This window comes from Pseudomonas sp. TREG-RG-20F-10-E-6-01 (assembly GCF_022662455.1).
Lineage (GTDB): Bacteria > Pseudomonadota > Gammaproteobacteria > Pseudomonadales > Pseudomonadaceae > Aquipseudomonas.
In genome coordinates, this window is the sequence record NZ_JAKNQP010000001.1 from 224,316 (window position 1) to 248,574 (window position 24,259).

The window sequence follows — 24,259 nt, forward strand, 5'->3', positions numbered from 1 at the left end:
TCGCAGTACGGTAGTGTCCACGCCGTCTGGATCGTTCATTTTCAGGATCACATCGCCATGCAGGTCAGCAAATCGAACAAGCTCGCCAACGTCTGCTACGACATTCGCGGCCCAGTGCTCAAGCACGCCAAACGCCTGGAAGAGGAAGGCCATCGCATCCTCAAGCTGAACATTGGCAACCCGGCGCCGTTTGGTTTCGAAGCGCCGGACGAAATCCTCCAGGACGTGATCCGCAACCTGCCGACCGCCCAGGGCTACAGCGACTCCAAGGGCCTGTTCAGCGCGCGTAAAGCCGTGATGCAGTACTACCAGCAGAAGCAGGTGGAAGGTGTCGGCATCGAAGACATCTACCTGGGCAACGGCGTGTCCGAGCTGATCGTGATGTCCATGCAGGCCTTGCTCAACAACGGCGACGAAGTGCTGGTGCCGGCGCCCGACTACCCGCTGTGGACCGCTGCCGTGACCCTGGCTGGCGGCCACCCGGTGCACTACCTGTGCGATGAAGGCGCCGACTGGTTCCCGGACCTGGCCGACATCAAGGCCAAGATCACGCCGAACACCAAGGCCCTGGTGATCATCAACCCGAACAACCCGACCGGCGCCGTGTACTCCAGGGAAGTGTTGCTGGGCATGCTCGAGCTGGCACGCCAGCACAACCTGGTGGTGTTCTCCGACGAGATCTACGACAAGATCCTTTACGACGACGCCGTGCACATCTGCACCGGCTCCCTGGCGCCGGACCTGCTGTGCCTGACCTTCAACGGCCTGTCCAAATCCTACCGCGTGGCGGGTTTCCGCTCCGGCTGGATCGCCATCTCCGGGCCCAAGCACAACGCCCAGAGCTACATCGAAGGCATCGACATGCTGGCCAATATGCGCTTGTGTGCCAACGTGCCGAGCCAGCATGCAATCCAGACCGCCCTCGGCGGCTACCAGAGCATCAACGACCTGGTACTGCCTCAGGGCCGCCTGCTGGAGCAGCGCAACCGTACCTGGGAGTTGCTCAACGCGATCCCCGGCGTGAGCTGCGTGAAACCCATGGGCGCGCTGTATGCGTTCCCACGGATCGACCCGAAAGTCTGCCCGATCCTCAACGACGAGAAATTCGTGCTCGACCTGCTGCTGTCGGAAAAGCTGTTGGTGGTGCAGGGAACGGCGTTCAACTGGCCGTGGCCGGATCACTTCCGCGTGGTGACATTGCCGCGCGTGGATGACCTGGACATGGCCATTGGTCGCATCGGCAACTTCCTCAAGTCCTATCGCCAATAACGCACACGCCGCCGTACGACCGACATTCGGTCGTACGGCGAGTATCTGGCAACACTTCTCTACCCGCCGTCCCCTCCTCCCTGCCGCTGCACGCCACGGACCGGTCAGCCTCCTATAAATGCAGGGCGCGAAGGCTTGAATGGGGTGATCGCGGCTGGCTTTTCGGCTCGGAAAATCCTTTCAAGGCTCTACATTCAGGCTGTAGGACACAGTTTGAAATAGTCGCTCGGTTGAATCGCCCCAGGCCGCACCTTATATACCCCGCAGTACGCGACATATTAAGCATGAGGAGAATTCTACAACCATGATGCGCATCCTGCTGTTCTTGGCCACTAACCTGGCGGTCGTGCTGATTGCCAGCATCACCCTGAGCCTGTTCGGCTTCAACGGGTTCATGGCGGCCAACGGGGTTGATCTGAACCTCAATCAGCTGCTGGTCTTCTGTGCAGTCTTTGGTTTTGCCGGCTCGATCTTCTCGCTGTTCATCTCCAAGTGGATGGCGAAGATGAGCACCAGCACCCAGGTCATCACCCAGCCACGCACCCGCCATGAGCAATGGTTGCTGCAGACCGTTGAGCAGTTGTCCCGCGAGGCTGGCATCAAGATGCCTGAGGTCGGGATTTTCCCGGCGTATGAGGCCAACGCCTTTGCCACCGGCTGGAACAAGAACGACGCCCTTGTTGCGGTGAGCCAGGGCATGCTCGAACGCTTCTCCTACGACGAAGTGAAAGCGGTACTGGCCCACGAGATCGGCCACGTGGCCAACGGCGACATGGTCACCCTGGCGCTGGTACAAGGCGTGGTGAACACCTTCGTGATGTTCTTTGCACGGATCATCGGCAACTTCGTCGACAAGGTGATCTTCAAGAACGAAGAAGGCCGCGGCATTGCCTACTTCGTGGCGACCATCTTTGCCGAGGTGGTGCTGGGCTTCCTGGCCAGCGCGATCACCATGTGGTTCTCGCGCAAACGCGAGTTCCGCGCGGACGAAGCCGGTGCCCGCCTGGCCGGTACCGGGGCGATGATTGCGGCACTGCAACACTTGCGCTCCGAACAGGGCCTGCCCGTGCACATGCCGGACAGCCTGACCGCGTTTGGTATCAACGGTGGCATCAAGCAAGGTTTTGCACGCATGTTCATGAGCCACCCGCCGCTGGAAGAGCGGATCGACGCACTGCGTCGCCGGGGCTGATAGCTGCGCGGTAACACAAAAAGGGGCGATCTGATCGCCCCTTTTTTGTGAGTGCCTGAATCGCCACCGCGGGCAAGCCCGACTCCCACAAGGATCTGCTCAGGTTCACATACACGGTGAGCGACGCGGTCAATGTGGGAGCCGGGCTTGCCCGCGATGGCGATAGCAGGGTCAGTACCTTGTCAGTTGGTACACGCGCTCTTCCAGCCGCGTGACACCGTCTTGCACAAACTTCCAACTCTCACCCAGGATGTCTTGCTCTTCCACCACCTGCACAGCCCAGTGCGAGCCCAGCAACACCTTCACCTCATCATCGGTTACCGCAAACGGCGGGCCAGCCTTTTGTGTCTGATCGTAGTCGAGGGTGATCAGCAAACCCTGACAGCCCGGGCGCAACAAGGCATTCAGATGCTCGGCGTACTGCGCCCGCATCAACGGCGGCAACGCGATCAATGCCGCGCGATCGTAAAGCGCGGAGCAATCGGCCAGCGCTTCGGCGTCCAAGGCAAAGAAATCGCCGCACCACACCTCGATCTGATCCGCCTGGTACACCTTGAACACGCCATGCTGGCTGATCTTGGGCATCAGCCCTTGCTCACTGAAGAACGCCTCCACCGCCTGCTCGGACAACTCCACACCCAGCACGCGGTACCCCAAGCTTGCCAGCCACATCAGATCCAGGCTTTTGCCGCACAGCGGCACCAACACCTTTGCCCCTTCAGCCAAGGCCAGTTTTGGCCAGTGGCGTAGCAGGTAGGGGTTGACCTCGGGCAGATGAAAACCGATCTGGTTGCGTGCCCAACGCTCTTGCCAAAACTTAGGCTCCATGGAATCACCCTGAAAATTCGATCAAAAGGCGCTAAAACTTATATTAGATTTAGATCAATGATCTGATTGAAGATGGGCCCATGTTAACGCTCAGGACCCTACTTATGTTCCCCAGCCTGTTTATCTCCCACGGTTCGCCCATGCTCGCCCTGCAACCCGGTGCCAGCGGCCCGGCACTCAAGCGCCTGGCGGCCGAGTTGCCACGGCCCAAGGCCATTGTGGTGGTCTCGGCGCACTGGGAAAGCCAGGGCCTGCTGGTTACCGGCAGCGCCGCACCCGAGACCTGGCACGATTTCGGCGGCTTCCCACGGGATTTGTTCGCCGTGCAGTACCCCGCACCCGGTGACCCGCAGTTGGCAGCCCAGATAGTCGAACTGCTCAAGGCTGATGGCCTTGAGGCGCGCGTCGATGACCAGCGCCCGTTCGACCATGGCACCTGGGTGCCCCTGTCACTGATGTACCCGGCCGCCGATATCCCGGTGGTGCAGGTGTCGCTTCCAAGCCGTATGGGCCCTGCCCTGCAAACCCGCGTCGGGCATGCGCTGGCCAGTCTGCGTGAGCACGGCGTGCTGTTGATCGGTTCGGGCAGCATCACCCACAACCTGGGCGAACTGGACTGGCATGCCGGACCTGAGAGCATTGAGCCTTGGGCGCGCGATTTCCGCGACTGGGTAGTGGACAAACTCGCCGCCAACGACGAGGCGGCCTTGCACGATTATCGCCGCCAGGCGCCGCATGCCGTGCGCAGCCATCCGAGTGACGAGCACCTGTTGCCGCTGTATTTTGCGCGGGGCGCGGGTGGCGCATTCAGCGTGGCGCATCAGGGGTTCACCATGGGTGCGCTCGGGATGGACATCTACCGCTTCGGCTAACGCAGATCTAAATGTGGGATTGAGTGCTAATCCAAACCTGAAATCCAGGCAAAAAAAATCCCCGAACCAGTCGGGGATTTTTTATGTGCGATCAATCAGCCCAAGGGCGGATCAATCTTCGCGGTAGCGACGCAGCTTCAGCTGCTTACCGGCAACGCGAGTGTCTTTAAGCTTGGTCAGCAGTTTTTCCAGACCGTCTTCCGGCAGCTCCACCAGGGAGAAGCTGTCACGAACCTGGATACGACCGATCGCTTCACGTGCCAGGCCACCCTCGTTGAGGATAGCGCCCAGCAGGTTCTTGGCCGCGATGCCATCACGCGCGCCCAGCGCGGTACGGCAACGAGCACGGCCTTCAGCCAATGGAACCGGAGCACGACGCTCACGATCACCACGGTCTGGACGGTCGCCAGTACGCTCTGGACGATCACCGCGCGGAGCGTTGTTCGGCACCAGTGGACGTTCTTTCTCGATCGCAGCCAGGGTCAGCGCTTGACCGTTGGTAGCCTTGCGCAGCAGGGCTGCAGCCAGGGCACGCGGGGTGCAACCGATATCGGCAGTCAGGCGGTCCAGCAGTTCGCCGTGGGTCGATTCAGCGTCAGCCACCAGCGGCGACAGGCTGTTGGTCAGTTTCTTGATGCGAGCATCGAGAACGGCCTGGGCATCCGGCAGGCGGACTTCGGCAACTTTCTGACCGGTTACACGCTCGATCACTTGCAGCATGCGGCGCTCACGCGGAGTCACCAGCAGCAGTGCACGACCTTCGCGACCGGCACGGCCGGTACGGCCGATACGGTGAACGTAAGACTCTGGGTCGTACGGCATGTCAACGTTGAACACGTGGGTGATACGTGGAACGTCGAGACCACGGGCAGCAACGTCGGTCGCCACAACGATGTCCAGACGGCCATCCTTGAGGGAGTCGATCACGCGCTCACGTTGGTTCTGGGCAATGTCACCGTTCAGCGCAGCGGCTTTGTAGCCTTTGGCTTCCAGGGCACTGGCCAGGTCCAGGGTCGCTTGCTTGGTGCGCACGAACATGATCAGGGCGTCGAAGTCTTCGACTTCCAGCAGGCTTAATACAGCCGAGGTCTTCTGGTCAGCGTGAACCAACAGGTGAGCCTGTTCGATCGCGGTAACGGTCTGAGTCTTGGTCTGGATCTTCACGTGTTGCGGATCGCGCAGGTGGCGTTCGGCAATGGCACGGATCGACTGTGGCAGGGTGGCCGAGAACAATACGGTCTGACGGGTCGGTGGCAGCGCCTTGAAGATGACTTCCAGGTCATCCATGAAGCCCAGCTTCAACATTTCGTCAGCTTCGTCCAGAACCAGGTGGTTCACGGTCGACAGGACTTTTTCGTCACGACGCAGGTGGTCGCACAGACGGCCCGGAGTGGCGACAACGATCTGTGCACCGTTACGGATTGCTTTAAGTTGTGGGCCCATAGGCGCGCCGCCGTAAACGGCCACAACGGTTACGCCTGGCATTTGCTTGGCGTAGGTTTCAAAAGCGGTTGCTACTTGCAGCGCCAACTCACGGGTTGGCGCCAGGATCAGGGCTTGCGGCTCGCGCTTGGCAGGATCGATGCAGTGCAGGATTGGCAGGGCGAACGCGGCGGTTTTACCGGTACCGGTTTGCGCTTGGCCAATCATGTCTTGGCCGGCCATGATGATCGGAATCGATTGCTGCTGAATAGCCGAAGGTTCTTCGTAGCCGGTCGCGATGACGGCTGCAAGAATGTTCGGGTTAAGATTAAAAGCGGCGAAGCCGCCGGTTTCCTGGGTCATGGGTCTGCCTCTAAGTGCATCCGCAAAGACCCATGCTCCAAAGCTGCGCATGCCGTGTTGAGACTCAAGAGTCGCCCTGGCTGCTTTGTCGGCGGGGATTTGCGAAAACGAATGAATGAAAAAGATTCGTCAAGGAAGAGTCCGCTGTGCGGACGTGCAGCCGAAGCTGACTTCGGGGAATTGCGCTACCTAAACGCGGCCCGGTTAAAGGCCGGCGCGCACTATACCGGAAATAGCTGAAAAAGGGAGCTTTTTTTATCGCAAAGCGCCGATAAACCGCGCTGCATCAAAGCCTTTGCGGATAGCCGCGCCAGGGTCTATTTTTCAAAGGCCCGGCCCTGTTGGTCATAACGCTTAAACGGTTCACCTGCCCATCAAGACCTTTGGTCTGAAACCCACCCAAGCCCTGAGGGCACACCCGATGAATCAAGCCAGCAGCAGTCGCGTCAGCCGTGAGTTACAGGGCCATGTCCTGCTGTTGGGTCTGGACCGAGTGGCCAAGCGCAATGCCTTTGACCTGGATCTGCTCAATGAGCTGAGCCTGGCCTATGGCGAATTTGATCGAAACGACGAGGCCCGGGTGGCCGTGGTGTTTGCCCACGGCGACCACTTCACCGCCGGGCTGGACCTGGCCAATGTCAGCGGCGTGATGTCCGGAGGCTGGCAACCGCCACTGGGCGGCTGCGATCCATGGGGGGTGTTCGCCGGGCCGAGGGTCAATAAACCGGTGATCGTCGCGGCCCAGGGCTACTGCCTGACCATCGGCATCGAGTTGATGCTGGCAGCCGATATCAATATTTGCGCGAGCAACACGCGCTTTGCGCAAATGGAAGTAAAGCGTGGGATCTTTCCGTTTGGCGGCGCGACCTTACGTTTTCATCAGGTGGCCGGCTGGGGCAACGCCATGCGCTGGTTGCTCACCGGCGATGAATTTGATGCACACGAGGCGCTCAGGCTGGGCTTGGTGCAAGAAGTGATGGCCAGCGAAGATTTGCTGCCGCGCGCCATTGAGCTAGCCAGCCGTATTGCCCGCCAGGCGCCGCTGGGTGTGCAAGCGACGCTGATGTCGGCGCGCCAGGCACGGATGGAAGGCGAAACCGTTGCCGCCGCCGGGTTGCAGGTGGTGGTGGAGAAGCTGCTCAACAGTGAAGATGCCAAAGAGGGTGTGCGGGCGATGGTTGAGAAGCGGCCGGGGGTGTTCAAGGGGATTTGAGTAGAACAGTGTCGGCCTCATCGCGGGCAAGCCCGCTCCCACATTTGATCGCCTATCCCCTGTGGGAGCCGGGCTTGCCCGCGATGGCGCCAGTACCGGCAACTAAGTCGCCGGCCGAATCGCCTTGATCAACGCCTGCAACGAGTACCCCAACCGCGGCGCCAAAGCGTCGGCACGCGCCGTTAGCGCACCCAGGTCCAGTGCCTGATCCAGCTCCGAAGGCACCAGCAAAATCACATTGCCCTCCTTCACCGGCAGCTCCCAGTAATGCCGGTGATACAACCCGCGCAGCAACGCCGCACCCAGTGGCTTGCCATCATCGGTTGCCCACTGGTTGATCACCAGCCAGCCGCCAGGGTTGAGTTTCTTCTGGCAGTTTTCCAGGAAGGTCCAGGCCAGGTGCCCCACGCCCGGGCCGACGTCGGTATACAGGTCGACGAAAATCAGGTCGGCCGATTCGGCGGTGTCGAGCAACTGCAGCGCGTCGCCAATACGGATGTACAGGCGCGGATCGTCATCCAGCCCCAGGTACTCAATGGCCAGGCGCGGCACGTCCGGGCGCAGCTCAATGGCTTCGACGTCTTCCAGCGGCAGAAACTTGAGGCACGCCTGGGTCAGCGTGCCGGCGCCCAGCCCGAGGAACAGCGCACTCTCCGGTTGCTCGTGGCACAACGCGCCAATCAGCATCGCGCGGGTGTAGTCGTACTCCAGCCAACTCGGGTCGGCGGTGAATACGCAGCTTTGCTCGATGGCGTCGCCAAACTCGAGAAAGCGGTAATCGGCCACTTCAAGCACGCGGATCATGCCGAAATCATCATGGACTTCGGCCAGCAGGCGCTCGACACGCTCCTCGGTCATCACTACTCCTAAAGGGTTTACCGCACGGCAAAGGCGCGATTGTCGGCCAACCGGCGGCAACAGGTCACGCACTAATTGCTGATAACATTGGCGCCCCACCGTCAATCAACCAATCGAGTTCACGATGAGCCAACCCTGGAGCCCCGACAGCTGGCGCGCCCTGCCGATCCAGCAACAACCCCAGTACCCGGACGCTGCACACTTGCTGCAAGTGGAGCAGAACCTGGCCAGCTACCCGCCACTGGTGTTTGCCGGGGAAGCCCGCGAGTTGCGCCGTCAGTTCGCCGAAGTGACCCAGGGCCGCGCGTTCCTGCTGCAGGGCGGTGACTGCGCCGAAAGCTTTGCCGAGTTCTCCGCGGCAAAAATCCGCGACACCTTCAAGGTGCTGCTGCAGATGGCAATCGTGATGACCTTCGCCGCCGGCTGCCCGGTGGTCAAAGTCGGGCGCATGGCCGGCCAGTTCGCCAAGCCGCGCTCGGCCAACGATGAAACCATCGACGGCGTCACCCTGCCCGCCTACCGTGGCGACATCGTCAACGGCATCGGTTTCGACGAGAAAAGCCGCGTACCGGACCCGGATCGCCTGCTGCAGTCTTACCACCAGTCCACCGCCACGCTGAATTTGCTGCGCGCGTTTGCCCAAGGCGGATTTGCCGACCTGCATCAAGTGCACAAGTGGAACCTGGACTTCATTGCCAACTCCGCACTGGCCGAAAAATACAGCCAGCTGGCCGACCGTATCGACGAAACCCTGGCCTTCATGCGCGCCTGCGGCATGGACAGCTCGCCGCAACTGCGCGAAACCAGCTTCTTCACCGCCCACGAAGCGCTGCTGCTCAACTACGAGCAAGCCTTCGTGCGCCGCGACAGCCTGACCAACGATTACTACGACTGCTCGGCCCATATGCTCTGGATCGGCGACCGCACCCGTCAGCTGGGCGGCGCCCACGTCGAATTCCTGCGCGGGGTGAACAACCCGATCGGCGTCAAGGTCGGCCCGAGCATGAACCCCGACGATTTGATCCGCTTGATCGACATTCTCAACCCGGACAACGACCCCGGCCGCCTCAACCTGATCGCGCGCATGGGCGCCGGCAAGGTGGGCGACCACCTGCCCAACCTGATCCGCGCCGTGCAGCGCGAGGGCAAGCAGGTGCTGTGGAGCTCGGACCCGATGCATGGCAACACCATCAAGGCCAGCAGCGGCTACAAGACCCGCGACTTTGCGCAGATTCTTGGCGAGGTGAAAGAGTTCTTCCAGGTGCATCAAGCCGAAGGCTCGTATGCCGGCGGGATTCACATCGAAATGACCGGACAGAACGTGACCGAATGCATCGGCGGCGCGCGACCGATCACCGAAGATGGCCTGTCGGACCGCTATCACACCCACTGCGACCCACGGATGAATGCCGATCAGTCGCTGGAATTGGCGTTTTTGATTGCCGAGACCTTGAAGCAAGTCAAACGCTGAGATTTGGGTGAGCGGGCTTCCTGTGGCGAGCGGGCTTGCCCCGCGTTGGGTGGCGCAGCCGCCCCACTACAACCACTGCGGTGTGTCTGGAAGAATGAGGTGGATGGTTTTGGGGGGCTTCGCCACCCAACGCGGGGCAAGCCCGCTCGCCACAAAAACCAGCTGCAACTCAGGTTTGCAGCATTGCGACTCTTAACCGAGCAGCACTCGGCCGCTGGCAATTGAGCTGGACCTGTTCCAGCCCCAACCAATCAGCCATCTGCCGCAGGTTCAAGGCCAGCGCCTGCATCCCCTCCTCGTCCAGCCCCGGCTCTTCTTCGTGCACCGCATGCACCGCCAGCCGCCCATGGGCGCGTTCGGCGCGCAGGTCGACACGCGCGGCGATCCGCTCATTGTGCAAAAACGGCAGCACGTAATAGCCGTACACCCGCTTGTCTTGCGGGGTGTAGATCTCCAGCCGGTAGCGAAAATCAAACAATCGCTCGGTGCGGCTGCGTTCCCAGATCAGTGAGTCGAACGGCGACAACAAGGCACTGGCCGGCACTTTGCGCGGTACCTTCGGTTCCGGCAGGCAGTACGCCGGTTGCTTCCAGCCCTGCACCTGACACACCCGCAGTTGCCCATCCTCGACCAGCTCGGCCAAGCGGTCACGACTGTCGGCAGGGTCCAGGCGGAAATAATCGCGCAGATCCTTTTCGGTACCGACGCCCAAGGCAGTCGCACTGTGCAGCAACAAACCGCGCTGGGCCTCGGCCTCGTTCACGGTGGCCAGAAGGAGGTCGGCGGGGATGACGCGCTCGGGCAAATCATAGAGCCGCTCAAACCCGCGCCGCCCCGCCACCGTGACCAATCCCGCAGCAAACAGCCATTCCAGTGCGTGCTTTTCATCACTCCAATCCCACCACGGGCCGGCGCGCTCCTCACGGGTCGACAAGCTGCCAGCACCCACCGCGCCCTGTTGCTCGACGGTCTGCAGCACGCGCTGGATAGTGGCCTGCTGTTCACGCCCGAAACGCGCCATCTGCGCGTAAATCCCCTGCCCCTGCTTGGCCCGCTCCATGCGCCAGCGCATCAACGGGTACAGCGCCATGGGCAGCAACGAGGCCTCATGGCCCCAATACTCAAAGAGCGAGCGCCGCCGCCCCCGGCTCCAGGCAGCTTGTTCGAGGATCAGCGGGGAGTACTGGCCAAGGCGGGAAAACAGCGGCAAGTAATGCGAGCGCACCACGGCGTTGACCGAATCGATCTGCAGCACACCCAAGCGCTCGATCAAACGATTGAGGTGCGTGGCCTTGATCAGTGCCGGCGCCTGGCGCCCGGAAAACCCCTGGGCCGCCAGCGCCATGCGTCGAGCGTGCTTGAGTGAAAAAGACAGGTCGGCGGGCATGAGTCTCTCCGTATGGGCTCGCCGACAACCCTACTGCATTCCAGGTTACTTTCGCAGCGGGTCTTGCCAGAAATGCAGGTGACTGTCCTGCTCCACATCGCCCCGATTAAGCCCGATGTCCTTGAGCGCATCGTCGCTCAAACTCGCCAGCGCCTGGCGCTCATGGTGCAGCGCCTGCCACCGGGCAACCCGCTGGAAAAATCCGGAAAACGGACGTTTCGTCATCAACACAAAACCTTTCTGACCTTTCATCTTCTCGCCCTCCAATGGGGATGACGAGAGTGTGTGCCTGGCACTATGATCAATCCAACGAATGTTTCTTATGTAATACATCTCGGAGATTGATCAATTGTCCGGCTACCCAAGCATCGACACTGAAGTGCTGCGCACCTTCGTCGCCATCGCCGATCAGGGCGGCTTTACCCGCGCCGGTGAACTGGTCAACCGCACACAGTCGGCGGTGAGCATGCAAATGAAGCGCCTCGAAGAAGACGTGCTGCAGCGCAAGCTGTTCGAGCGCGACGGTCGTCAAGTGCGGCTGACGGCCGAAGGCCAGGTATTGCTGGGTTATGCGCGGCGCATCCTGAAACTGCACAGTGAGGTGTTCAACACCCTGCGCGAACCTCACATGGTCGGGCTGGTGCGCATCGGCACGCCGGATGATTACGTGATGCGTTTCCTGCCGGGGATTCTCAAACGGTTTTCCAAGGCCTACCCGCTGATCCAGATCGAAATGCACTGCGAGTCGTCGGCGGTGTTGATGCAGCGGCGCGACCTGGCGCTGACCGTGATCAGCCGCGAGCCCGGCAATGAAATCGGCGAATTGCTGCGCAGTGAGCGCATGGTCTGGGTGGCGGCGCCGTGCTTCTGCGTGGATGAGCACGAGACCTTGCCCCTGGCTATTTCCGGCGTCGACAGCTTTTGCACCCAATGGACCCGCAGCGCGCTGGATGCTGCCGGCATCGATTATCGCCTGGCGTACCACAGCTCCAACGTCGCGGCGATTCAAGCCGTGGTCGGCTCGGGGCTGGCGGTGATGGTCAGCATGGAAGGCCTGGTGACCGACGACTTACGGATCCTGGGCAGCGATGAAGGCTTTCCGCCTCTGCCGTCGATGAGCCTGCGCCTGCTACGCAACCCGGCGATGGCCTCGCCCATCACCGAATGCCTGGCCGAATACATCCTCGAAGGCTTCAGACTTTAAACGTCAGCATCACCGCGCACACCGCCAGAAAGCCGCAGAACAGGCCGCGCAATACCCGTTCCGGCAGCGCGTGGGCAACTTTTACCCCCCAACTGATACTGAGCAGGCCACCGACCGCCAATGGCACGCCGATCATCCAATCCACCTCCTGGTGCCAGGCGTAGGTGACCAGGGTCACGCTGGTACTGGGCAGCGCCAACGCCAGCGACAGGCCTTGAGCGACCACTTGGGTGGTACCGAAAAGACTGGTCAGCACCGGCGTCGCCACCACTGCGCCACCCACGCCAAACAAGCCGCCCATGGAACCCGAGGCAGCGCCGAGCACGCCGAGCCAAGGCCAGGAATAACGCATCTGCGCAGTCGGCGGCGCATTGCGAGTGAACATGCGCAGCAAGTTGTAAGCGGAGAGCGTCAGCAGGAATGCAATAAAACCGATGCGCATCGCGCCGGCGTCCAGGCCCACCGCCCAGATCGAGCCCAGCCAGGCAAAGCAGAAACCCATGACACCCAACGGCAACGCGTGGCGCAATTCGATACGGTTACGCTGGTGATAACGCCAAAGCGCCAGCATCACATTGGGCACCACCATCACCAGCGCGGTGCCTTGGGCGAGCTGTTGATCCAGCCCAAACAACACGCCCAACACCGGGATGGCAATCAGCCCGCCGCCAATGCCGAACAGGCCGCCGACCGTGCCCAGGGCTGCGCCCAATACCAGGTACATCGCTAAATCCAACACCGCGCATCACTCCAAAAGCCCAGGCGAAGCATGCTACGCAGTCGCCTGTGGCGTGGAAACGCACAGCAACGCACAATGGCTGTGCCGAACTCGCATAAGCGCCTCCTCATGAACCCCAATACCTTGACCGACCAACTGAGCCTGTTTCTTGATGTGCTGGAAACCGGCAGTTTTTCCGCCGCCGCCCGCCGCCATCCGCTGACCCCTTCGGCAGTGGCTCGGCGCATTGACAGCCTGGAAAGCTCGGTCGGCAGCCGCTTGTTTCAGCGCAGCACCCATGCCGTGGTGCCAACACCGGCAGGCCTGGCGTTTGCCGAACGGGCGCGACGGATTGTCAGCGAGTTGCAACTGGCCCGGGCCGAGGCGGTATCGTTGAGCCACGCGCCGGAGGGCCTGATCCGCGTGGACGCGCCGGCAGCCTTCGGCCGACGGCACTTGGCGCCGGTGATTGCCGACTTTCTGAACGTGTATCCGGGGCTGGATGTGCACCTGCATTTGATCGACAGCTTTGTCGACATGCAGGGCGCCCACTTGGGCAAGGTCGACCTGGTGCTGCGCGCCGGGCACATCGTCGACACCCGCTTGATCGCCACGCCATTGGCCAGCATCGTGCGCATCGCCTGCGCCAGCCCCGCTTACCTCAAAAGCCGTGGCACGCCGACCCATCCTCGGGACCTGAGCGAGCATGATGGCCTCGACTGGGACGGCCTGGCGCCGATGTTCGCCTGGCGCTTCGAGCTGGACGGGCGCCGCGCCACCTATCGCCCGCAACGCATTCGCCTGAGTGCCAATAATGCCGAAGCACTGCTGTGCGGCGCGCTCGCTGGGCTGGGCATCGCGCACTTGCCGACGTGGCTGGCCAGTGAATACCTGGTGCGTGGTGAGTTATTACCGCTGTTTTGCGAAAACGGCCTGCCCAGCCCGGAAACCACCGGCATTTACGCGCTGCGTCTGGAACAGCAGGCCAATGCACGCAGCCGCCTGCTGCTGGAATACCTCAAGTCCCGCTTCAGCCCAGTACCGCCCTGGGATCTGGCATTACAAAGCGGCCTGGTCTGACCCAATAGCCAGAATTATCTGGCGCATTAAAGGTTTGATCGCTAGATTCCAGCCCATATACGCTTTTTCGAGGCACTGTCATGCGCAAAAATCCCGACCCTTGCGAATCCCTCATGCTGGATAACCAGCTGTGTTTCGCCCTGCACTCCACTTCGTTGCTGATGACCAAGGTCTACAAGCCACTGCTGCAAGCCCTCGGCCTGACCTATCCGCAGTACCTGGCGATGATGGTGCTGTGGGAAGAGGATGGTTTGACCGTCGGCGAAATCAGCACTCGCCTGCTGACCGATCCGGGTTCGCTGACGCCGCTGCTCAAGCGGTTGGAGGCCGAAGGCCTGCTCAGCCGGACCCGCAGCCGCGAAGATGAACGTGTGGTGGTGGTGGAATTGACCCAGGCCGGCCGTGCGTTGCAGGAAAAGGCCATGGGGATTCCGCAGTGCATCCTCGGCGCCAGCGGGTTACAGCTGGAGCAGTTGCGCAAGTTGCAAAGTGATTTGATTGCCTTGCGGGGAAATCTGCAAGACGCCATTTAAAGGCATTCACGCAGTAAAAAGGTGGGAGCTGGCTTGCCTGCGATCGCGGTACATCAGTCATGAATGCATTGGCTGACACTGCGCAATCGCAGGCAAGCCAGCTCCCACATTTGTTTGGGTATGTGCCAGAAAATAACGTCCGGAAAAGATTTCTGTAAATTTATCTTGCGCGCTAAACATTAGCGCTATACATTCGCCCTCACCAACTACTTAGCGCGCAAACATTTAGCGCTAAAAACCCAAGAGGACGACACCATGCAAACGCTCTATACCGCAGTAGCCACCGCCACTGGCGGCCGTGATGGTCGTGCTGTTTCCAGCGACAACATCCTCGACGTCAAACTCTCCACCCCCAAAGAGCTGGGCGGCGCCGGCGGCCAAGCCACCAACCCTGAGCAACTGTTCGCGGCCGGCTACTCGGCCTGCTTCATCGGCGCACTGAAGTTCGTCGCCAGCCAGACCAAACGCAAAATCCCGGATGACGCTTCGATCACTGCCCACGTCGGCATCGGTCAAATCCCCGGCGGTTTCGGCCTGGACATCGACTTGCACGTGAGCCTGCCGGGCCTGGCGCAGGATGATGCGCAAAGCCTGGTCGACGCGGCTCACCAAGTCTGCCCGTACTCCAACGCCACCCGTGGCAACGTCGATGTGCGCCTGCACGTGACTGTCTGATGCCCTTTGCCGCCACTGGAGAAGGCCATGAACATAATGGGTAAAGCCCTCGGCACCCTGCTCGCGCTGTCGATCAACACCGCGTTCGCCGCAAGCGCATTACCCGGTGGCGATCAACCAGGCCTAAGGCGCGACCCAAGGTGCCGGAAGTCCGTTCAGCCTTGCAGCAGACCTCGCAAGCGCTCAAGCAACACCTGAACTAAACAGGCGCCCATGAAAAAGCCCGACTCAAGGTCGGGCTTTTTTTCGTATCGGCGGGGCCAGAATTACTTCTTGGCGCGACCTTTGTACGAACCACCTTCACGGGTGTCGATCTCGATCAGGTCGTCGATTTCGATGAAATCAGCCACTTGCAGCTCGGTACCGTTAGCCAGTTTGGCAGGCTTCATGACCTTGCCCGAAGTGTCGCCGCGAGCGGAACCTTCGGTGTAGGCAACTTTACGCACGATAGTGGTAGGCAGCTCTACGGAAACCAGGCGGTCTTCGAAGAAGATCGCTTCGCAGACGTCTTCCATGCCTTCTTCAACGAACGGCAGAACAGCTTCGATATCTTCAGCGTTCAGCTCGTACATGGTGTAGTCGGTGGTGTCCATGAACGTGTAGGTGTCGCCGCTGATGAAGGACAGGGTCGCTTCTTTGCGGTCGAGGATCACGTCGTCCAGTTTGTCGTCGGCGCTGTAAACGATCTCGGTCTTGTAACCGGTCAGCAGGTTCTTCAGCTTGGTCTTCATGATTGCGCTGTTACGACCAGACTTGGTGAACTCAGCTTTCTGAACCAGCCAAGGGTCGTTTTCGAGACGGATCACTGTACCGGGTTTCAGTTCTTTACCAGTTTTCATTGCGTATATCCGAAATTTGGATGGGATTTACAAAAATCAAGGTCGCGTATCATATCCAACTTTCATAAAACTGTACCAGCGCCGTCGCAAGATCAGCCTGCAAGCCTTGTTCCAGACACCACGCCTGGGCGTTCTGACACACCTCTGGCCAGTGCTCCAGCAGCATTTTCCACGGTTGTGCCATATCGCCATCAGCGTTCCAGGCTTGCCAAAGGGCAACCACCGCTGCCTTGGCGGCGGGCGATAAGGCGCCGGTGTACAGCTGCAGGAAGGCATCAAGCTTGTCCAGATGGATGTCTTCGTCCTGGCGATAGATGTGCCACAGCATCGGCCGACCGGCCCATTGGGCGCGTACGAACGAGTCTTCGCCGCGCACGGCGTTGAAGTCGCAGCACCACAGCAGGCGGTCATATTGCTCCTGGCGTACGAACGGCAATACCTGCACCGTCAGGGCATCGCGCTGATGCACCGCCCCCACCGCAAGCCCTTCCACGCCGAGCCAGCGCTGCACATCGCCAAGGATGCGGCCTTCCGGCACCAACAGATGAGTGGCACGCCCGTCCGTCGCCAGCACGTCCAGCCAACCGGCGAGCCCGGCGTTTTCGTAGGCAAACAGCGACATCAAACGCGCGCCATCTGCCGGAAATACGCCCAGCGCTTGCAGGAATTGTCGCTGTGCGGCGCGATCCTCTTGAAAAGCCTGACGCTGCTCCAGCAAGCCGCCTTCGCGTAAAAGCCCGCCAGTGCCCGGCCGAAAGCCAGGAAAGAAGAAATACTTCTGTACGCCCTTGAACTTCACCGACGGCAGGCGATGGCAACCCACCACCCAGTCTTCAGCGCTGAGGTAGTCCAGGTTCATCCACAACGGCGTGCGGTCGCGCGCGGCCATGGCTTCCATGTACTCAGGTGGCAACTGGCAGGCAAAGGCTGCGATCACGACATCGGCGCAAGGCGAGTCGCGCCATTGTGCCGGCCAATGGCACACCTCTACGCCCTCCAGCCATTGCTGGTTCAGTTGCACATCAATCTCTGGGCACATGCGTTCAAAAGCACGCAAGTCATCGACCCACAAGCGCACGTCGCAGGCGTGCTCCACCACCAATTGCCGGGCCAGGCGCCAGGTCACGCCGATGTCGCCGTAGTTGTCGACGACGCTGCAAAAAATATCCCAGCGGGCTTTCATTCCGGGCTCCAACACTCAAAGGCTCGATTGTCCGCATAAATGCGCCGATGCAGAAGGCTTGATCGCGATTATTCTGCACAGTGGCTGTGCGACAATCGCCGCCACGCCGCAAATGCCCGCCAGGAGGCCACTATGTCTGATCGTTCGTTGTCGCTGTTCAAGCTCAGTATCGCAGTGGCGTTCGGCCTGTGGCTGGGGTTTATCGCCATTGTGCTGACCACCTGGCTGGCGTCGCGCTACGTGTTCCCGCAAAGCCTGGCGCCGGTGGCGCAGGCCGTCCAGCAACTGGGCAAGCCCGCCAGCGTTGTTGCGCCAGAGCCGCCGAACCGTATGTTCGAGCAGTACCAGGAAAACCTTCGCAAGCAGGAACAACAGCAAACCCTGGACCAGGCGCGCAACAACGCGCGCAACCTGTCCAACCCCAAATGCCAGTTCTGGCTGCAACAGGACCAGAACGCGCCCAATGAAAAGAGCAAGGCGAATGTCCTGCAATTCTGCGATTGATGCCCATGAATAAGCACGCCGTCCTCCAGTTGATCCTGGAAAAACTCACCGTCGACCTCGACATTGCCCAGCGCGCCGCGCAGACCGCCTACGAGACCGCGACCCACGAAGAGAATATCGCCGAGAACAAATACGACACGCTGGGGCTGGAAGCGTCTTACCTCGCGGTCGGGCAAGCCAAGCGCGTCGAAGAAATCAAGCAGTCGCTGGCGCTGTGCCAGAACCTGCAGTTGCGTGCTTACGACGATCAGCGCGGCATAGAAGTCGGCGCGCTACTGGGTTTGGAAGACGAGAACGGTCGCCAGCAGTGGCTGTTCCTGGCGCCGGATGCGGCGGGCTTGAAGGTTGACGTAGTGGGGCAACCGGTGACCGTCATCACCCCGCGCTCGCCGCTGGGCAAAAGCCTGCTGGGCAAGTTCGAGGGTGATGAGGTGGAGATTCTGGTGGCGGGCGCCCGGCAACACTTCACGGTTACCGAGGCCCGATAAGCCACTCAGTGGACGGGCAGTTCTACGCCGTCAAACAGCTCTTCCAGTTCTTGCTTGTTGTGGCACTGGATCGCCTTGGCCATGACTTCGCGGGTCAGGTGCGGCGCGAATTTCTCGATGAAGTCGCACATGAAGCCACGCAGGAACGTGCCACGACGGAAACCGATCTTGGTCACGCTGGACTCGAACAGCTCGCTGGCGTCGAGCACCACCAGGTCTTTGTCGAGGTTGGTATCGACCGCCATCTTGGCCACGATACCCACGCCCAGGCCCAGTCGGACGTAAGTCTTGATCACGTCGGCGTCGGCTGCGGTAAACACCACTTTCGGCGTAAGGCCGCGATGGCTGAAGGCTTCGTCGAGCTTGGAGCGGCCGGTGAAACCGAACACGTAAGTCACGATCGGGTATTCGGCCAGGGCTTCGAGGGTCAACTTCGGCAGCTTGGCCAACGGGTGACCCTGGGGCACGACCACGCAACGGTTCCAGCGGTAGCACGGCATCATCACCAGGTCGCCGAACAGCTCGAGGGCTTCGGTGGCGATGGCGAAATCGACGGTGCCGTCAGCGGCCATCTCGGCGATCTGCATCGGCGATCCCTGGTGCATGTGCAGGGCGACGTCCGGGTATTGCTTGATGAAATCGCGGATCACCGGCGGCAAGGCATAACGCGCCTGGGTGTGCGTGGTGGCGATCGACAGGGTGCCTTTTTTCTCGTTGGAGAATTCCTGGGCAATCTGCTTGATGCTTTCGACTTTGCGCAGGATCTCGCCGGCGGTGGTGATGATGCGCTCGCCGGCCGGGGTGACGCGGGTCAAGTGCTTGCCGCTGCGCGCGAACACTTCGACGCCCAGCTCGTCTTCGAGCAGGCGGATCTGCTTGCTGATACCGGGTTGCGAGGTGTAAAGGCTTTGAGCGGTAGCGGAAACGTTGAGGTCGTGGTGCGCCACTTCCCAGATGTAGCGCAGTTGTTGAAGCTTCATATGTGTCCCTCAAAGCAGATAGACGCCACGGGTATCAGCGACGGTATATAACTATATTAAAGGTTAGACGGATAAATCTAGAACTTTTTATCGTTTTTACCGATCAGGCATCGTCACTGCGCCGGCGCTGCAGCGAGGGCACCATATAGACCGGCACCGTCGCCAACTGCAGCACCCTTGCGGCCGTGCGCCCCAGCGGCGTGGCAGCGGCCGTTGCGTGGCTGTGACTTCCTACGATCAACAAGTCGACGGAAAGTTTTCGCAGCTGGTCGAGAATCACCTCGCACGGGTCGCCCTGGATCACGCGCACCGAGCGAATCAATTTCAGGTCCTGCTCCCCTTCCCCCAGCTCCTCGCGAAAACTGTCCAGCACCCGCTGCTCGATGGTTGCCATCACCGTGGTCAGCCCCTGGCTCTGCCATTCGTTCAGGGCTTTCTCATCAAGGTAGCTTTGCAACACCGATTCGGCGAACAGCCCGAGCGGCTCGACCACATGAATCACATACAAATCCGCCTTGAACGTTCGGGCCAGTGCCAGCGCATGCTGCATGACATAGGGCGCATACAGACCGAGGTCCGTGGCGTACAGCATCGAACGAATCATAGAACCTCCTGGACGGCCAGGATGGCGGGGATTGAATGAGCTTAGCAGCGCCTGCGGGACTGGGGCTCAGCTCTCGGTGTGGATTTTCAACTCATTGCTGATGCCGTGGGGCACATGCCCGGTGGCCACCACCTCCCTGGCCTTCTCGCAATGACCGGCCTGGTCATCGAAAAACACATCGGCGGCGAACGCCTCCAGGAACGCGGATTTCTCCAGACCACCGAGGAACAACGACTCGTCCAGACGGATATCCCATTCGCGCAGGGTGCGAATCACCCGCTCGTGGGAAGGCGCCGAACGCGCGGTGACCAACGCTGTGCGAATCGGGCACGCCTCGTCTGCGAACTCGCTCTGCAACACGTTAAGCGCCGCTAGGAACCCCTTGAACGGACCACCGTGCAACGGCTGGCGCGCCGACTCGCGCTCGTTGGCCAGAAACGCCTCCAGCCCGCCTGATTGATAGACACGCTCGGACTCATCGGAAAACAGCACCGCATCGCCGTCGAACGCAATCCGCAATTCTTCACTCGAGGCCCGATGCGGGCCGCCCGACAGAATCGTCGCCGCGGCAAACCCGGCATCCAGTGCACTGCGCACATCTTCGGCATGGGTCGACAGAAACAGATGGCAGCCAAATGCGGCCAGGTAAGGATAGGGACTGCGCCCGCCGACGAACGCGGCGCGGGAAATATCCAGGCCGTAATGCTGGATCGAATTGAACACGCGCAAGCCGGTGTCGGCACTGTTGCGCGACACCAGCACCACTTCGACGCGGGCCCGGCCCAAGCTGGCGTTAAGGCTCAAGAGCTTCTTGACCAAAGGAAAGGCATCGCCAGGCTCGAGGGTTTCTTCCTCGTGCTCGATCTGGTACTTGCGGTAAGCCTCTACCCCTTCGGCCAGGTAGACCTTGTGACTGTCACTCAGGTCGAACAGTGCACGCGATGAAATCGCCAGCACCAGTTTGTCGCCCAATCCCTTCGCCATGGTGTTTCCCCCGAATCAGCGGTTGTGCCGATCAATAAAACTCAAGGCCTGGTAAAGCGCCTGCATGCGTGGCAATTCGCAACCCGCCGCTTTTGCGGCGGCCAATGGCCGGGCGTAGATCGCCGCCAGTTCCAACGGACGTTTGTGCACATGGTCGTGATACATGCTGGGCAGGTAGTCGTCCATGGTTTCGGTCATGGCGAACATCTGCTCGGCGTAACTGGCAGGGATTTCATGGCCGCAGGCGTGCGCGCCTTTGACCACTTCAGCCATCAATGCCTGGATCAACTCGCGGCTCGATTCATCAGCCATCAACGCGGTGGTGCCAGTGCCCAGCAACACGGAGAGGCCGTTATACGGCACATTCCACACCAGCTTGTGCCAGCGAGCCTGGTGTACATTGGCCATGGCCTGGGACTCGATACCGGCCTGGTGAAACAGCGCGGCGCCCTCTTCGACAATCGCCTGCTGGCGCGATTCATCGTTGGCCGCTGTGCCGCTGTGGTAACCAAGATTGACCCGGCCCAAGGCCTGATGCTCGACGACGCCCGGCGCAGAGCGGTGCACGCCGATGTAGCACAGGCCACCCAGCAAGTGCAGCGACGGCGGCAGGTGTTCGCGCAGGCTGTCCTCGACGTCGAGGCCGTTTTGCAACAGCACCACCTTGGCGTCCGGCGCGGCGACCTGGGCGATGGTCGGCGCGAGGTCCACGTTACCGGTGGATTTGGTGCCCACCAGCAGCCAGTCGCACGCCGGCATGTCCGCAGCGCGGGCGTAGGCCTGCACCGGGTGCAGGTGCAACTTGCCATGCAGCGTACTGTTGAGGTGCAGGCCGTGCTCGCTGACCGCCGCGTATTCGCTGCGCAACAGGAAGTGCACGTCGAACCCGGCACGCGCCAGCATCACGCCGTAGAACCCACCGATAGCACCGGTGCCGATAATGCCAATGCGTGGCGACGGGGATGCAACTGCGGTCATGGCAAATCCTCTGGTGTGCGGGTAAGTGCTTGATTCACTGCCTCGGTGAGGTCGGCAAGTGCAAGACGGGTGTGCAACTGCCCAAGAAATTGACCCTCGCACACGAGGAACAACGCGGGCAAATGAAAGATCTGGTAGCGCTCGACCGCACCGCCGTTGTGCCCGGCATCCACCCAGCACACGCGGTCGACCGGCAAACGCCAGCCGGGCAGCTGCTGGCGTGCCCAGCGGCAACTGGAACAACCGACACTGGTAAACACCACCAGCGAAATACCTGGCAATCCCAGCAGCTGCTGGTCAATATCCAGGTCGGTCAATTCCAGTTCCTTCACTATACTGCTGCCACCGCCGTCAACTGGACGGTGCTCGGAGTCCGTGTACATGGGTCGTTTTTTACCTCACCCTGATGATGTCGCTGTCGAGTTAATCCAACGCCCCGCTCCTGCCATTCCCCGCCAACGCCTGCACACTATCGGCCTGGGCGGCGTCGCCTGCAATTGCCCGCGTGCCTGGCGCCAGGGCACGGCGGTTGATCTGCGCATCCCCTCCCTGGGCGCCAGCGCCCGTTATCCGGGCTATGTAGCCTGGTGTCGCAAGCTTGAAAAAGGCTATCGCATCGGCATCTCTTTTACCGATGAACACGCCTTGTTCGGTGCGCGAATGGGCGAGCAAGTGTGCCAGATCGAACGCTACTGCCGCTTGCACGAAGACGCCGAGCCGACGCCTGCGCAACTCGAAGCCATGGCTCGCGAGTGGGTCTCGCGCCATGCCGGTGAGTTCTCCCGCGAGACTTTTGTGGCGCCGGCGCTGGATTAAAGCCGGTTTTGCCCATTGTCGCGGGCCCGTGTTACGCGCTAAGGTTCCTCCCCCCTGCATTCAAATCATGCTGTGCTCCGCCGCACGGGGATGGCTGGCGGCCGGCACCCGTGACCCTGACGAGTAACACGATGGCTGATTTACCGATCAATGACCTTAACGTCGAATCCAACGAGACCCTGATCACGCCCGATCAGCTCAAGCGCGAAATCCCTTTGAGCGACGCTGCCCTGCAGACCGTCACCAAGGGCCGCGAAGTCATCCGTGACATTCTCGACGGCACCGACCACCGCCTCTTTGTGGTGATCGGCCCTTGCTCGATCCACGACCTCAAGGCTGCCCACGAATACGCCGAGCGCCTCAAAGTGCTGGCGGCTGAAGTGTCCGACACCTTGTACCTGGTGATGCGCGTCTACTTCGAGAAACCGCGCACTACCGTCGGCTGGAAAGGTTTGATCAACGACCCGTACCTGGACGACTCGTTCAAGATTCAGGACGGCTTGCACATCGGTCGTCAATTGCTGCTGGACCTGGCCGAAATGGGCCTGCCCACCGCCACCGAAGCCCTCGACCCGATCTCCCCGCAGTACCTGCAGGACCTGATCAGCTGGTCGGCCATCGGCGCGCGCACCACCGAATCCCAGACTCACCGCGAAATGGCGTCCGGCCTGTCTTCGGCCGTGGGTTTCAAAAACGGCACCGATGGCGGCCTGACCGTCGCGATCAACGCGCTGCAATCGGTGTCCAGCCCGCACCGCTTCCTGGGGATCAACCAGGAAGGTGGCGTGTCCATCGTCACCACCAAGGGCAACGCCTATGGTCACGTGGTCTTGCGCGGCGGCAACGGCAAACCCAACTATGATTCGGTCAGCGTTGCGCTGTGCGAGCAGGCGCTGAACAAGGCCAACATCAAGCCGAACATCATGGTCGACTGCAGCCACGCCAACTCCAACAAGGACCCGGCCCTGCAGCCACTGGTGATGGAAAACGTCGCCAACCAGATCCTCGAAGGCAACCAGTCGATTATCGGCCTGATGGTCGAGAGCCATCTGAACTGGGGTTGCCAGGCCATTCCAAAAGACCTGGCCGACTTGCAGTACGGCGTGTCGATCACCGATGCGTGCATCGACTGGTCCGCCACCGAAACCACCCTGCGCAGCATGCACGCCAAGCTCAAGGACGTATTGCCGAAACGCAAACGCACTTGAACCGCTGAATCGCGCACACAAAAACGCCGGGCTTAGCCCGGCGTTTTTCGTGGTGCGGTCGCTCAGTTACAGCTTCGCGGCATGGCGCTGGTGGCGCTCCATGTAGCGCTCTACATAAGAGCACGAGGGGATCACCGTGTAGCCGGCCTCTTCGGCGAACTTCAACGCTTCTTCGGTCAACGCCGCAGCAATGCCACGGCCCCGCAACGCGTTGGGCACGAAGGTGCGATAGATATCCAGGGTCTGTTTACCGAGGTCCATATAGGTCAGATAGGCACGATGACCGTCCACATTGGTCTCGAACTGATGACCTGCCTGGTCATGGTGGATGGACAACGCCTCGCTCATCACTACTCCTCGCGGGTCTTGGATTTTGACCCCTACCTTACCGATGTTTTTCCGGCGAAGGAACATCTACGCCACCCCGTGCCGGTTTCGACAACGAGAAAACCTATAGCGCTCACAACCAGCACGTAGGGAATAGTAGTCACCAATGCTGCAATAGCTCAAGGCGCACTCGTCATCCCTTGCCGCTGGCGGTTACAGAAAGGGCCTCGATCAATCAGTGATCGATAGCCTGAACATTGCCG

General features: G+C 60.9%; 27 protein-coding genes. 13 read left to right on the forward strand and 14 right to left on the reverse strand.

Translation table 11 applies throughout. The features are described 5' to 3' along the window. The first annotated feature begins 57 nt into the window (after positions 1-57). Positions 58-1,269: a pyridoxal phosphate-dependent aminotransferase gene (locus L8K08_RS01115; protein ID WP_027607001.1), complete on the forward strand. Its 1,212-nt coding sequence runs from the start codon at positions 58-60 to the stop codon at positions 1,267-1,269. 304 nt (positions 1,270-1,573) lie between these two features. Next, entirely contained in the window at positions 1,574-2,461 is an 888-nt protein-coding gene (gene htpX, locus L8K08_RS01120) for a protease HtpX (protein WP_106576811.1), read from the forward strand. A 171-nt stretch (positions 2,462-2,632) separates the two neighbouring features. On the opposite strand, the gene L8K08_RS01125 is transcribed toward htpX, so the two are convergent. Next, positions 2,633-3,289, reverse strand: a complete 657-nt coding sequence (locus tag L8K08_RS01125) for a thiopurine S-methyltransferase (RefSeq protein WP_242193786.1) — start codon at positions 3,287-3,289, stop codon at positions 2,633-2,635. Between the two features lie 104 nt (positions 3,290-3,393). Here L8K08_RS01125 and L8K08_RS01130 point away from each other — a divergent pair, with 104 nt between their 5' ends. After that, positions 3,394-4,161 carry a class III extradiol ring-cleavage dioxygenase gene (locus tag L8K08_RS01130; RefSeq protein ID WP_145165115.1) on the forward strand — a complete coding sequence of 256 codons (768 nt, stop codon included), beginning with the start codon at positions 3,394-3,396 and terminating at the stop codon, positions 4,159-4,161. Positions 4,162-4,272: 111 nt separating this feature from the next. Here L8K08_RS01130 and L8K08_RS01135 read toward each other — a convergent pair whose 3' ends face one another. Then, entirely contained in the window at positions 4,273-5,946 is a 1,674-nt protein-coding gene (locus tag L8K08_RS01135) for a DEAD/DEAH box helicase (RefSeq protein WP_065872724.1), read from the reverse strand. 421 nt (positions 5,947-6,367) lie between these two features. On the opposite strand from L8K08_RS01135, the gene L8K08_RS01140 reads away from it, so the two are divergent. Beyond that, positions 6,368-7,159, forward strand: a complete 792-nt coding sequence (locus L8K08_RS01140; RefSeq protein ID WP_145165117.1) for a crotonase/enoyl-CoA hydratase family protein — start codon at positions 6,368-6,370, stop codon at positions 7,157-7,159. Positions 7,160-7,261: 102 nt separating this feature from the next. Here L8K08_RS01140 and L8K08_RS01145 read toward each other — a convergent pair whose 3' ends face one another. Then, complete coding sequence (locus L8K08_RS01145) at positions 7,262-8,017, reverse strand: spermidine synthase (RefSeq protein ID WP_242193787.1); 756 nt, start codon at positions 8,015-8,017, stop codon at positions 7,262-7,264. 124 nt (positions 8,018-8,141) lie between these two features. Between L8K08_RS01145 and L8K08_RS01150 the strand changes: the two genes are divergently transcribed. Beyond that, positions 8,142-9,488, forward strand: a complete 1,347-nt coding sequence (locus L8K08_RS01150) for a 3-deoxy-7-phosphoheptulonate synthase class II (protein ID WP_242193789.1) — start codon at positions 8,142-8,144, stop codon at positions 9,486-9,488. 169 nt (positions 9,489-9,657) lie between these two features. Here L8K08_RS01150 and L8K08_RS01155 read toward each other — a convergent pair whose 3' ends face one another. After that, a complete protein-coding gene (locus tag L8K08_RS01155) occupies positions 9,658-10,875 on the reverse strand; it encodes a winged helix-turn-helix domain-containing protein (RefSeq protein WP_242193791.1) in 1,218 nt (405 codons plus the stop codon). A 45-nt stretch (positions 10,876-10,920) separates the two neighbouring features. Further along, the gene (locus tag L8K08_RS01160) at positions 10,921-11,127 is read right to left on the reverse strand and encodes a DUF1127 domain-containing protein (protein WP_234452476.1); all 207 of its coding nucleotides are present in this window, start codon (positions 11,125-11,127) and stop codon (positions 10,921-10,923) included. Positions 11,128-11,224: 97 nt separating this feature from the next. Between L8K08_RS01160 and L8K08_RS01165 the strand changes: the two genes are divergently transcribed. Then, a complete protein-coding gene (locus tag L8K08_RS01165; RefSeq protein WP_242193793.1) occupies positions 11,225-12,079 on the forward strand; it encodes a LysR family transcriptional regulator in 855 nt (284 codons plus the stop codon). Here the strand turns inward: L8K08_RS01165 and L8K08_RS01170 are convergent. Next, a complete protein-coding gene (locus L8K08_RS01170; RefSeq protein WP_106576820.1) occupies positions 12,069-12,818 on the reverse strand; it encodes a sulfite exporter TauE/SafE family protein in 750 nt (249 codons plus the stop codon). The two genes, L8K08_RS01165 and L8K08_RS01170, sit on opposite strands and share 11 nt — an antisense overlap. A 108-nt stretch (positions 12,819-12,926) precedes the next feature. Here L8K08_RS01170 and L8K08_RS01175 point away from each other — a divergent pair, with 108 nt between their 5' ends. From L8K08_RS01175 to L8K08_RS01185, 3 genes are all read left to right on the forward strand, one after another. Then, on the forward strand, positions 12,927-13,877 hold the full coding sequence (locus tag L8K08_RS01175) for a LysR family transcriptional regulator (RefSeq protein WP_145165132.1): 951 nt from the start codon (positions 12,927-12,929) through the stop codon (positions 13,875-13,877). 80 nt (positions 13,878-13,957) lie between these two features. After that, positions 13,958-14,410: a MarR family transcriptional regulator gene (locus tag L8K08_RS01180; protein ID WP_179606946.1), complete on the forward strand. Its 453-nt coding sequence runs from the start codon at positions 13,958-13,960 to the stop codon at positions 14,408-14,410. 255 nt (positions 14,411-14,665) lie between these two features. Further along, positions 14,666-15,085, forward strand: coding sequence for an organic hydroperoxide resistance protein (locus tag L8K08_RS01185; protein ID WP_034126737.1), 420 nt, complete (start codon positions 14,666-14,668; stop codon positions 15,083-15,085). Between the two features lie 266 nt (positions 15,086-15,351). On the opposite strand, the gene L8K08_RS01190 is transcribed toward L8K08_RS01185, so the two are convergent. Together L8K08_RS01190 and earP are read right to left on the reverse strand one after the other, a co-directional pair. After that, positions 15,352-15,924 (reverse strand): elongation factor P, encoded by a 573-nt coding sequence (locus L8K08_RS01190; RefSeq protein WP_003218698.1) that lies wholly within the window; start codon positions 15,922-15,924, stop codon positions 15,352-15,354. Between the two features lie 49 nt (positions 15,925-15,973). Continuing rightward, positions 15,974-17,107, reverse strand: coding sequence for an elongation factor P maturation arginine rhamnosyltransferase EarP (gene earP, locus L8K08_RS01195; protein WP_242193795.1), 1,134 nt, complete (start codon positions 17,105-17,107; stop codon positions 15,974-15,976). A gap of 132 nt (positions 17,108-17,239) precedes the next feature. On the opposite strand from earP, the gene L8K08_RS01200 reads away from it, so the two are divergent. Together L8K08_RS01200 and L8K08_RS01205 are read left to right on the forward strand one after the other, a co-directional pair. Further along, on the forward strand, positions 17,240-17,611 hold the full coding sequence (locus L8K08_RS01200) for a hypothetical protein (protein ID WP_145163230.1): 372 nt from the start codon (positions 17,240-17,242) through the stop codon (positions 17,609-17,611). A gap of 5 nt (positions 17,612-17,616) precedes the next feature. Next, positions 17,617-18,099 carry a transcription elongation factor GreAB gene (locus L8K08_RS01205; RefSeq protein ID WP_242193797.1) on the forward strand — a complete coding sequence of 161 codons (483 nt, stop codon included), beginning with the start codon at positions 17,617-17,619 and terminating at the stop codon, positions 18,097-18,099. Positions 18,100-18,104: 5 nt separating this feature from the next. Here L8K08_RS01205 and cysB read toward each other — a convergent pair whose 3' ends face one another. From cysB to L8K08_RS01230, 5 genes are all read right to left on the reverse strand, one after another. Beyond that, on the reverse strand, positions 18,105-19,079 hold the full coding sequence (gene cysB / locus L8K08_RS01210) for an HTH-type transcriptional regulator CysB (protein WP_003189876.1): 975 nt from the start codon (positions 19,077-19,079) through the stop codon (positions 18,105-18,107). Between the two features lie 103 nt (positions 19,080-19,182). Continuing rightward, a complete protein-coding gene (locus tag L8K08_RS01215) occupies positions 19,183-19,683 on the reverse strand; it encodes a universal stress protein (protein ID WP_242193799.1) in 501 nt (166 codons plus the stop codon). Positions 19,684-19,749: 66 nt separating this feature from the next. Then, entirely contained in the window at positions 19,750-20,667 is a 918-nt protein-coding gene (locus L8K08_RS01220; protein ID WP_145163225.1) for a 5'-nucleotidase, read from the reverse strand. A gap of 15 nt (positions 20,668-20,682) precedes the next feature. Beyond that, positions 20,683-21,645, reverse strand: a complete 963-nt coding sequence (locus tag L8K08_RS01225; protein ID WP_242193801.1) for a putative 2-dehydropantoate 2-reductase — start codon at positions 21,643-21,645, stop codon at positions 20,683-20,685. Then, a complete protein-coding gene (locus tag L8K08_RS01230) occupies positions 21,642-22,028 on the reverse strand; it encodes a thioredoxin (RefSeq protein WP_119739477.1) in 387 nt (128 codons plus the stop codon). Before L8K08_RS01230 ends, L8K08_RS01225 begins: the two co-directional genes overlap by 4 nt. Here L8K08_RS01230 and L8K08_RS01235 point away from each other — a divergent pair. Beyond that, positions 22,027-22,461, forward strand: a complete 435-nt coding sequence (locus tag L8K08_RS01235; protein ID WP_106576830.1) for a PilZ domain-containing protein — start codon at positions 22,027-22,029, stop codon at positions 22,459-22,461. The genes L8K08_RS01230 and L8K08_RS01235 overlap by 2 nt on opposite strands. 131 nt (positions 22,462-22,592) lie before the next feature. Beyond that, positions 22,593-23,669: a 3-deoxy-7-phosphoheptulonate synthase gene (locus L8K08_RS01240; RefSeq protein WP_145163221.1), complete on the forward strand. Its 1,077-nt coding sequence runs from the start codon at positions 22,593-22,595 to the stop codon at positions 23,667-23,669. Between the two features lie 66 nt (positions 23,670-23,735). Here the strand turns inward: L8K08_RS01240 and L8K08_RS01245 are convergent, their stop codons facing one another. After that, complete coding sequence (locus tag L8K08_RS01245; protein ID WP_003189869.1) at positions 23,736-24,017, reverse strand: GNAT family N-acetyltransferase; 282 nt, start codon at positions 24,015-24,017, stop codon at positions 23,736-23,738. Positions 24,018-24,259 lie beyond the last annotated feature (242 nt).

Excerpts from the sequence above, each read along its gene's own strand:
- L8K08_RS01115 (WP_027607001.1), top strand. The coding sequence starts at position 58 with ATGCAGGTCAGCAAATCGAACAAGCTCGCCAACGTCTGCTACGACATT.
- htpX (WP_106576811.1), top strand. The coding sequence starts at position 1,574 with ATGATGCGCATCCTGCTGTTCTTGGCCACTAACCTGGCGGTCGTGCTG.
- L8K08_RS01125 (WP_242193786.1), bottom strand. The coding sequence starts at position 3,289 with ATGGAGCCTAAGTTTTGGCAAGAGCGTTGGGCACGCAACCAGATCGGT.
- L8K08_RS01130 (WP_145165115.1), top strand. The coding sequence starts at position 3,394 with ATGTTCCCCAGCCTGTTTATCTCCCACGGTTCGCCCATGCTCGCCCTG.
- L8K08_RS01135 (WP_065872724.1), bottom strand. The coding sequence starts at position 5,946 with ATGACCCAGGAAACCGGCGGCTTCGCCGCTTTTAATCTTAACCCGAAC.
- L8K08_RS01140 (WP_145165117.1), top strand. The coding sequence starts at position 6,368 with ATGAATCAAGCCAGCAGCAGTCGCGTCAGCCGTGAGTTACAGGGCCAT.
- L8K08_RS01145 (WP_242193787.1), bottom strand. The coding sequence starts at position 8,017 with ATGACCGAGGAGCGTGTCGAGCGCCTGCTGGCCGAAGTCCATGATGAT.
- L8K08_RS01150 (WP_242193789.1), top strand. The coding sequence starts at position 8,142 with ATGAGCCAACCCTGGAGCCCCGACAGCTGGCGCGCCCTGCCGATCCAG.
- L8K08_RS01155 (WP_242193791.1), bottom strand. The coding sequence starts at position 10,875 with ATGCCCGCCGACCTGTCTTTTTCACTCAAGCACGCTCGACGCATGGCG.
- L8K08_RS01160 (WP_234452476.1), bottom strand. The coding sequence starts at position 11,127 with ATGAAAGGTCAGAAAGGTTTTGTGTTGATGACGAAACGTCCGTTTTCC.
- L8K08_RS01175 (WP_145165132.1), top strand. The coding sequence starts at position 12,927 with ATGAACCCCAATACCTTGACCGACCAACTGAGCCTGTTTCTTGATGTG.
- L8K08_RS01180 (WP_179606946.1), top strand. The coding sequence starts at position 13,958 with ATGCGCAAAAATCCCGACCCTTGCGAATCCCTCATGCTGGATAACCAG.
- L8K08_RS01185 (WP_034126737.1), top strand. The coding sequence starts at position 14,666 with ATGCAAACGCTCTATACCGCAGTAGCCACCGCCACTGGCGGCCGTGAT.
- L8K08_RS01190 (WP_003218698.1), bottom strand. The coding sequence starts at position 15,924 with ATGAAAACTGGTAAAGAACTGAAACCCGGTACAGTGATCCGTCTCGAA.
- earP (WP_242193795.1), bottom strand. The coding sequence starts at position 17,107 with ATGAAAGCCCGCTGGGATATTTTTTGCAGCGTCGTCGACAACTACGGC.
- L8K08_RS01200 (WP_145163230.1), top strand. The coding sequence starts at position 17,240 with ATGTCTGATCGTTCGTTGTCGCTGTTCAAGCTCAGTATCGCAGTGGCG.
- L8K08_RS01205 (WP_242193797.1), top strand. The coding sequence starts at position 17,617 with ATGAATAAGCACGCCGTCCTCCAGTTGATCCTGGAAAAACTCACCGTC.
- cysB (WP_003189876.1), bottom strand. The coding sequence starts at position 19,079 with ATGAAGCTTCAACAACTGCGCTACATCTGGGAAGTGGCGCACCACGAC.
- L8K08_RS01215 (WP_242193799.1), bottom strand. The coding sequence starts at position 19,683 with ATGATTCGTTCGATGCTGTACGCCACGGACCTCGGTCTGTATGCGCCC.
- L8K08_RS01220 (WP_145163225.1), bottom strand. The coding sequence starts at position 20,667 with ATGGCGAAGGGATTGGGCGACAAACTGGTGCTGGCGATTTCATCGCGT.
- L8K08_RS01225 (WP_242193801.1), bottom strand. The coding sequence starts at position 21,645 with ATGACCGCAGTTGCATCCCCGTCGCCACGCATTGGCATTATCGGCACC.
- L8K08_RS01235 (WP_106576830.1), top strand. The coding sequence starts at position 22,027 with ATGGGTCGTTTTTTACCTCACCCTGATGATGTCGCTGTCGAGTTAATC.
- L8K08_RS01230 (WP_119739477.1), bottom strand. The coding sequence starts at position 22,028 with ATGTACACGGACTCCGAGCACCGTCCAGTTGACGGCGGTGGCAGCAGT.
- L8K08_RS01240 (WP_145163221.1), top strand. The coding sequence starts at position 22,593 with ATGGCTGATTTACCGATCAATGACCTTAACGTCGAATCCAACGAGACC.
- L8K08_RS01245 (WP_003189869.1), bottom strand. The coding sequence starts at position 24,017 with ATGAGCGAGGCGTTGTCCATCCACCATGACCAGGCAGGTCATCAGTTC.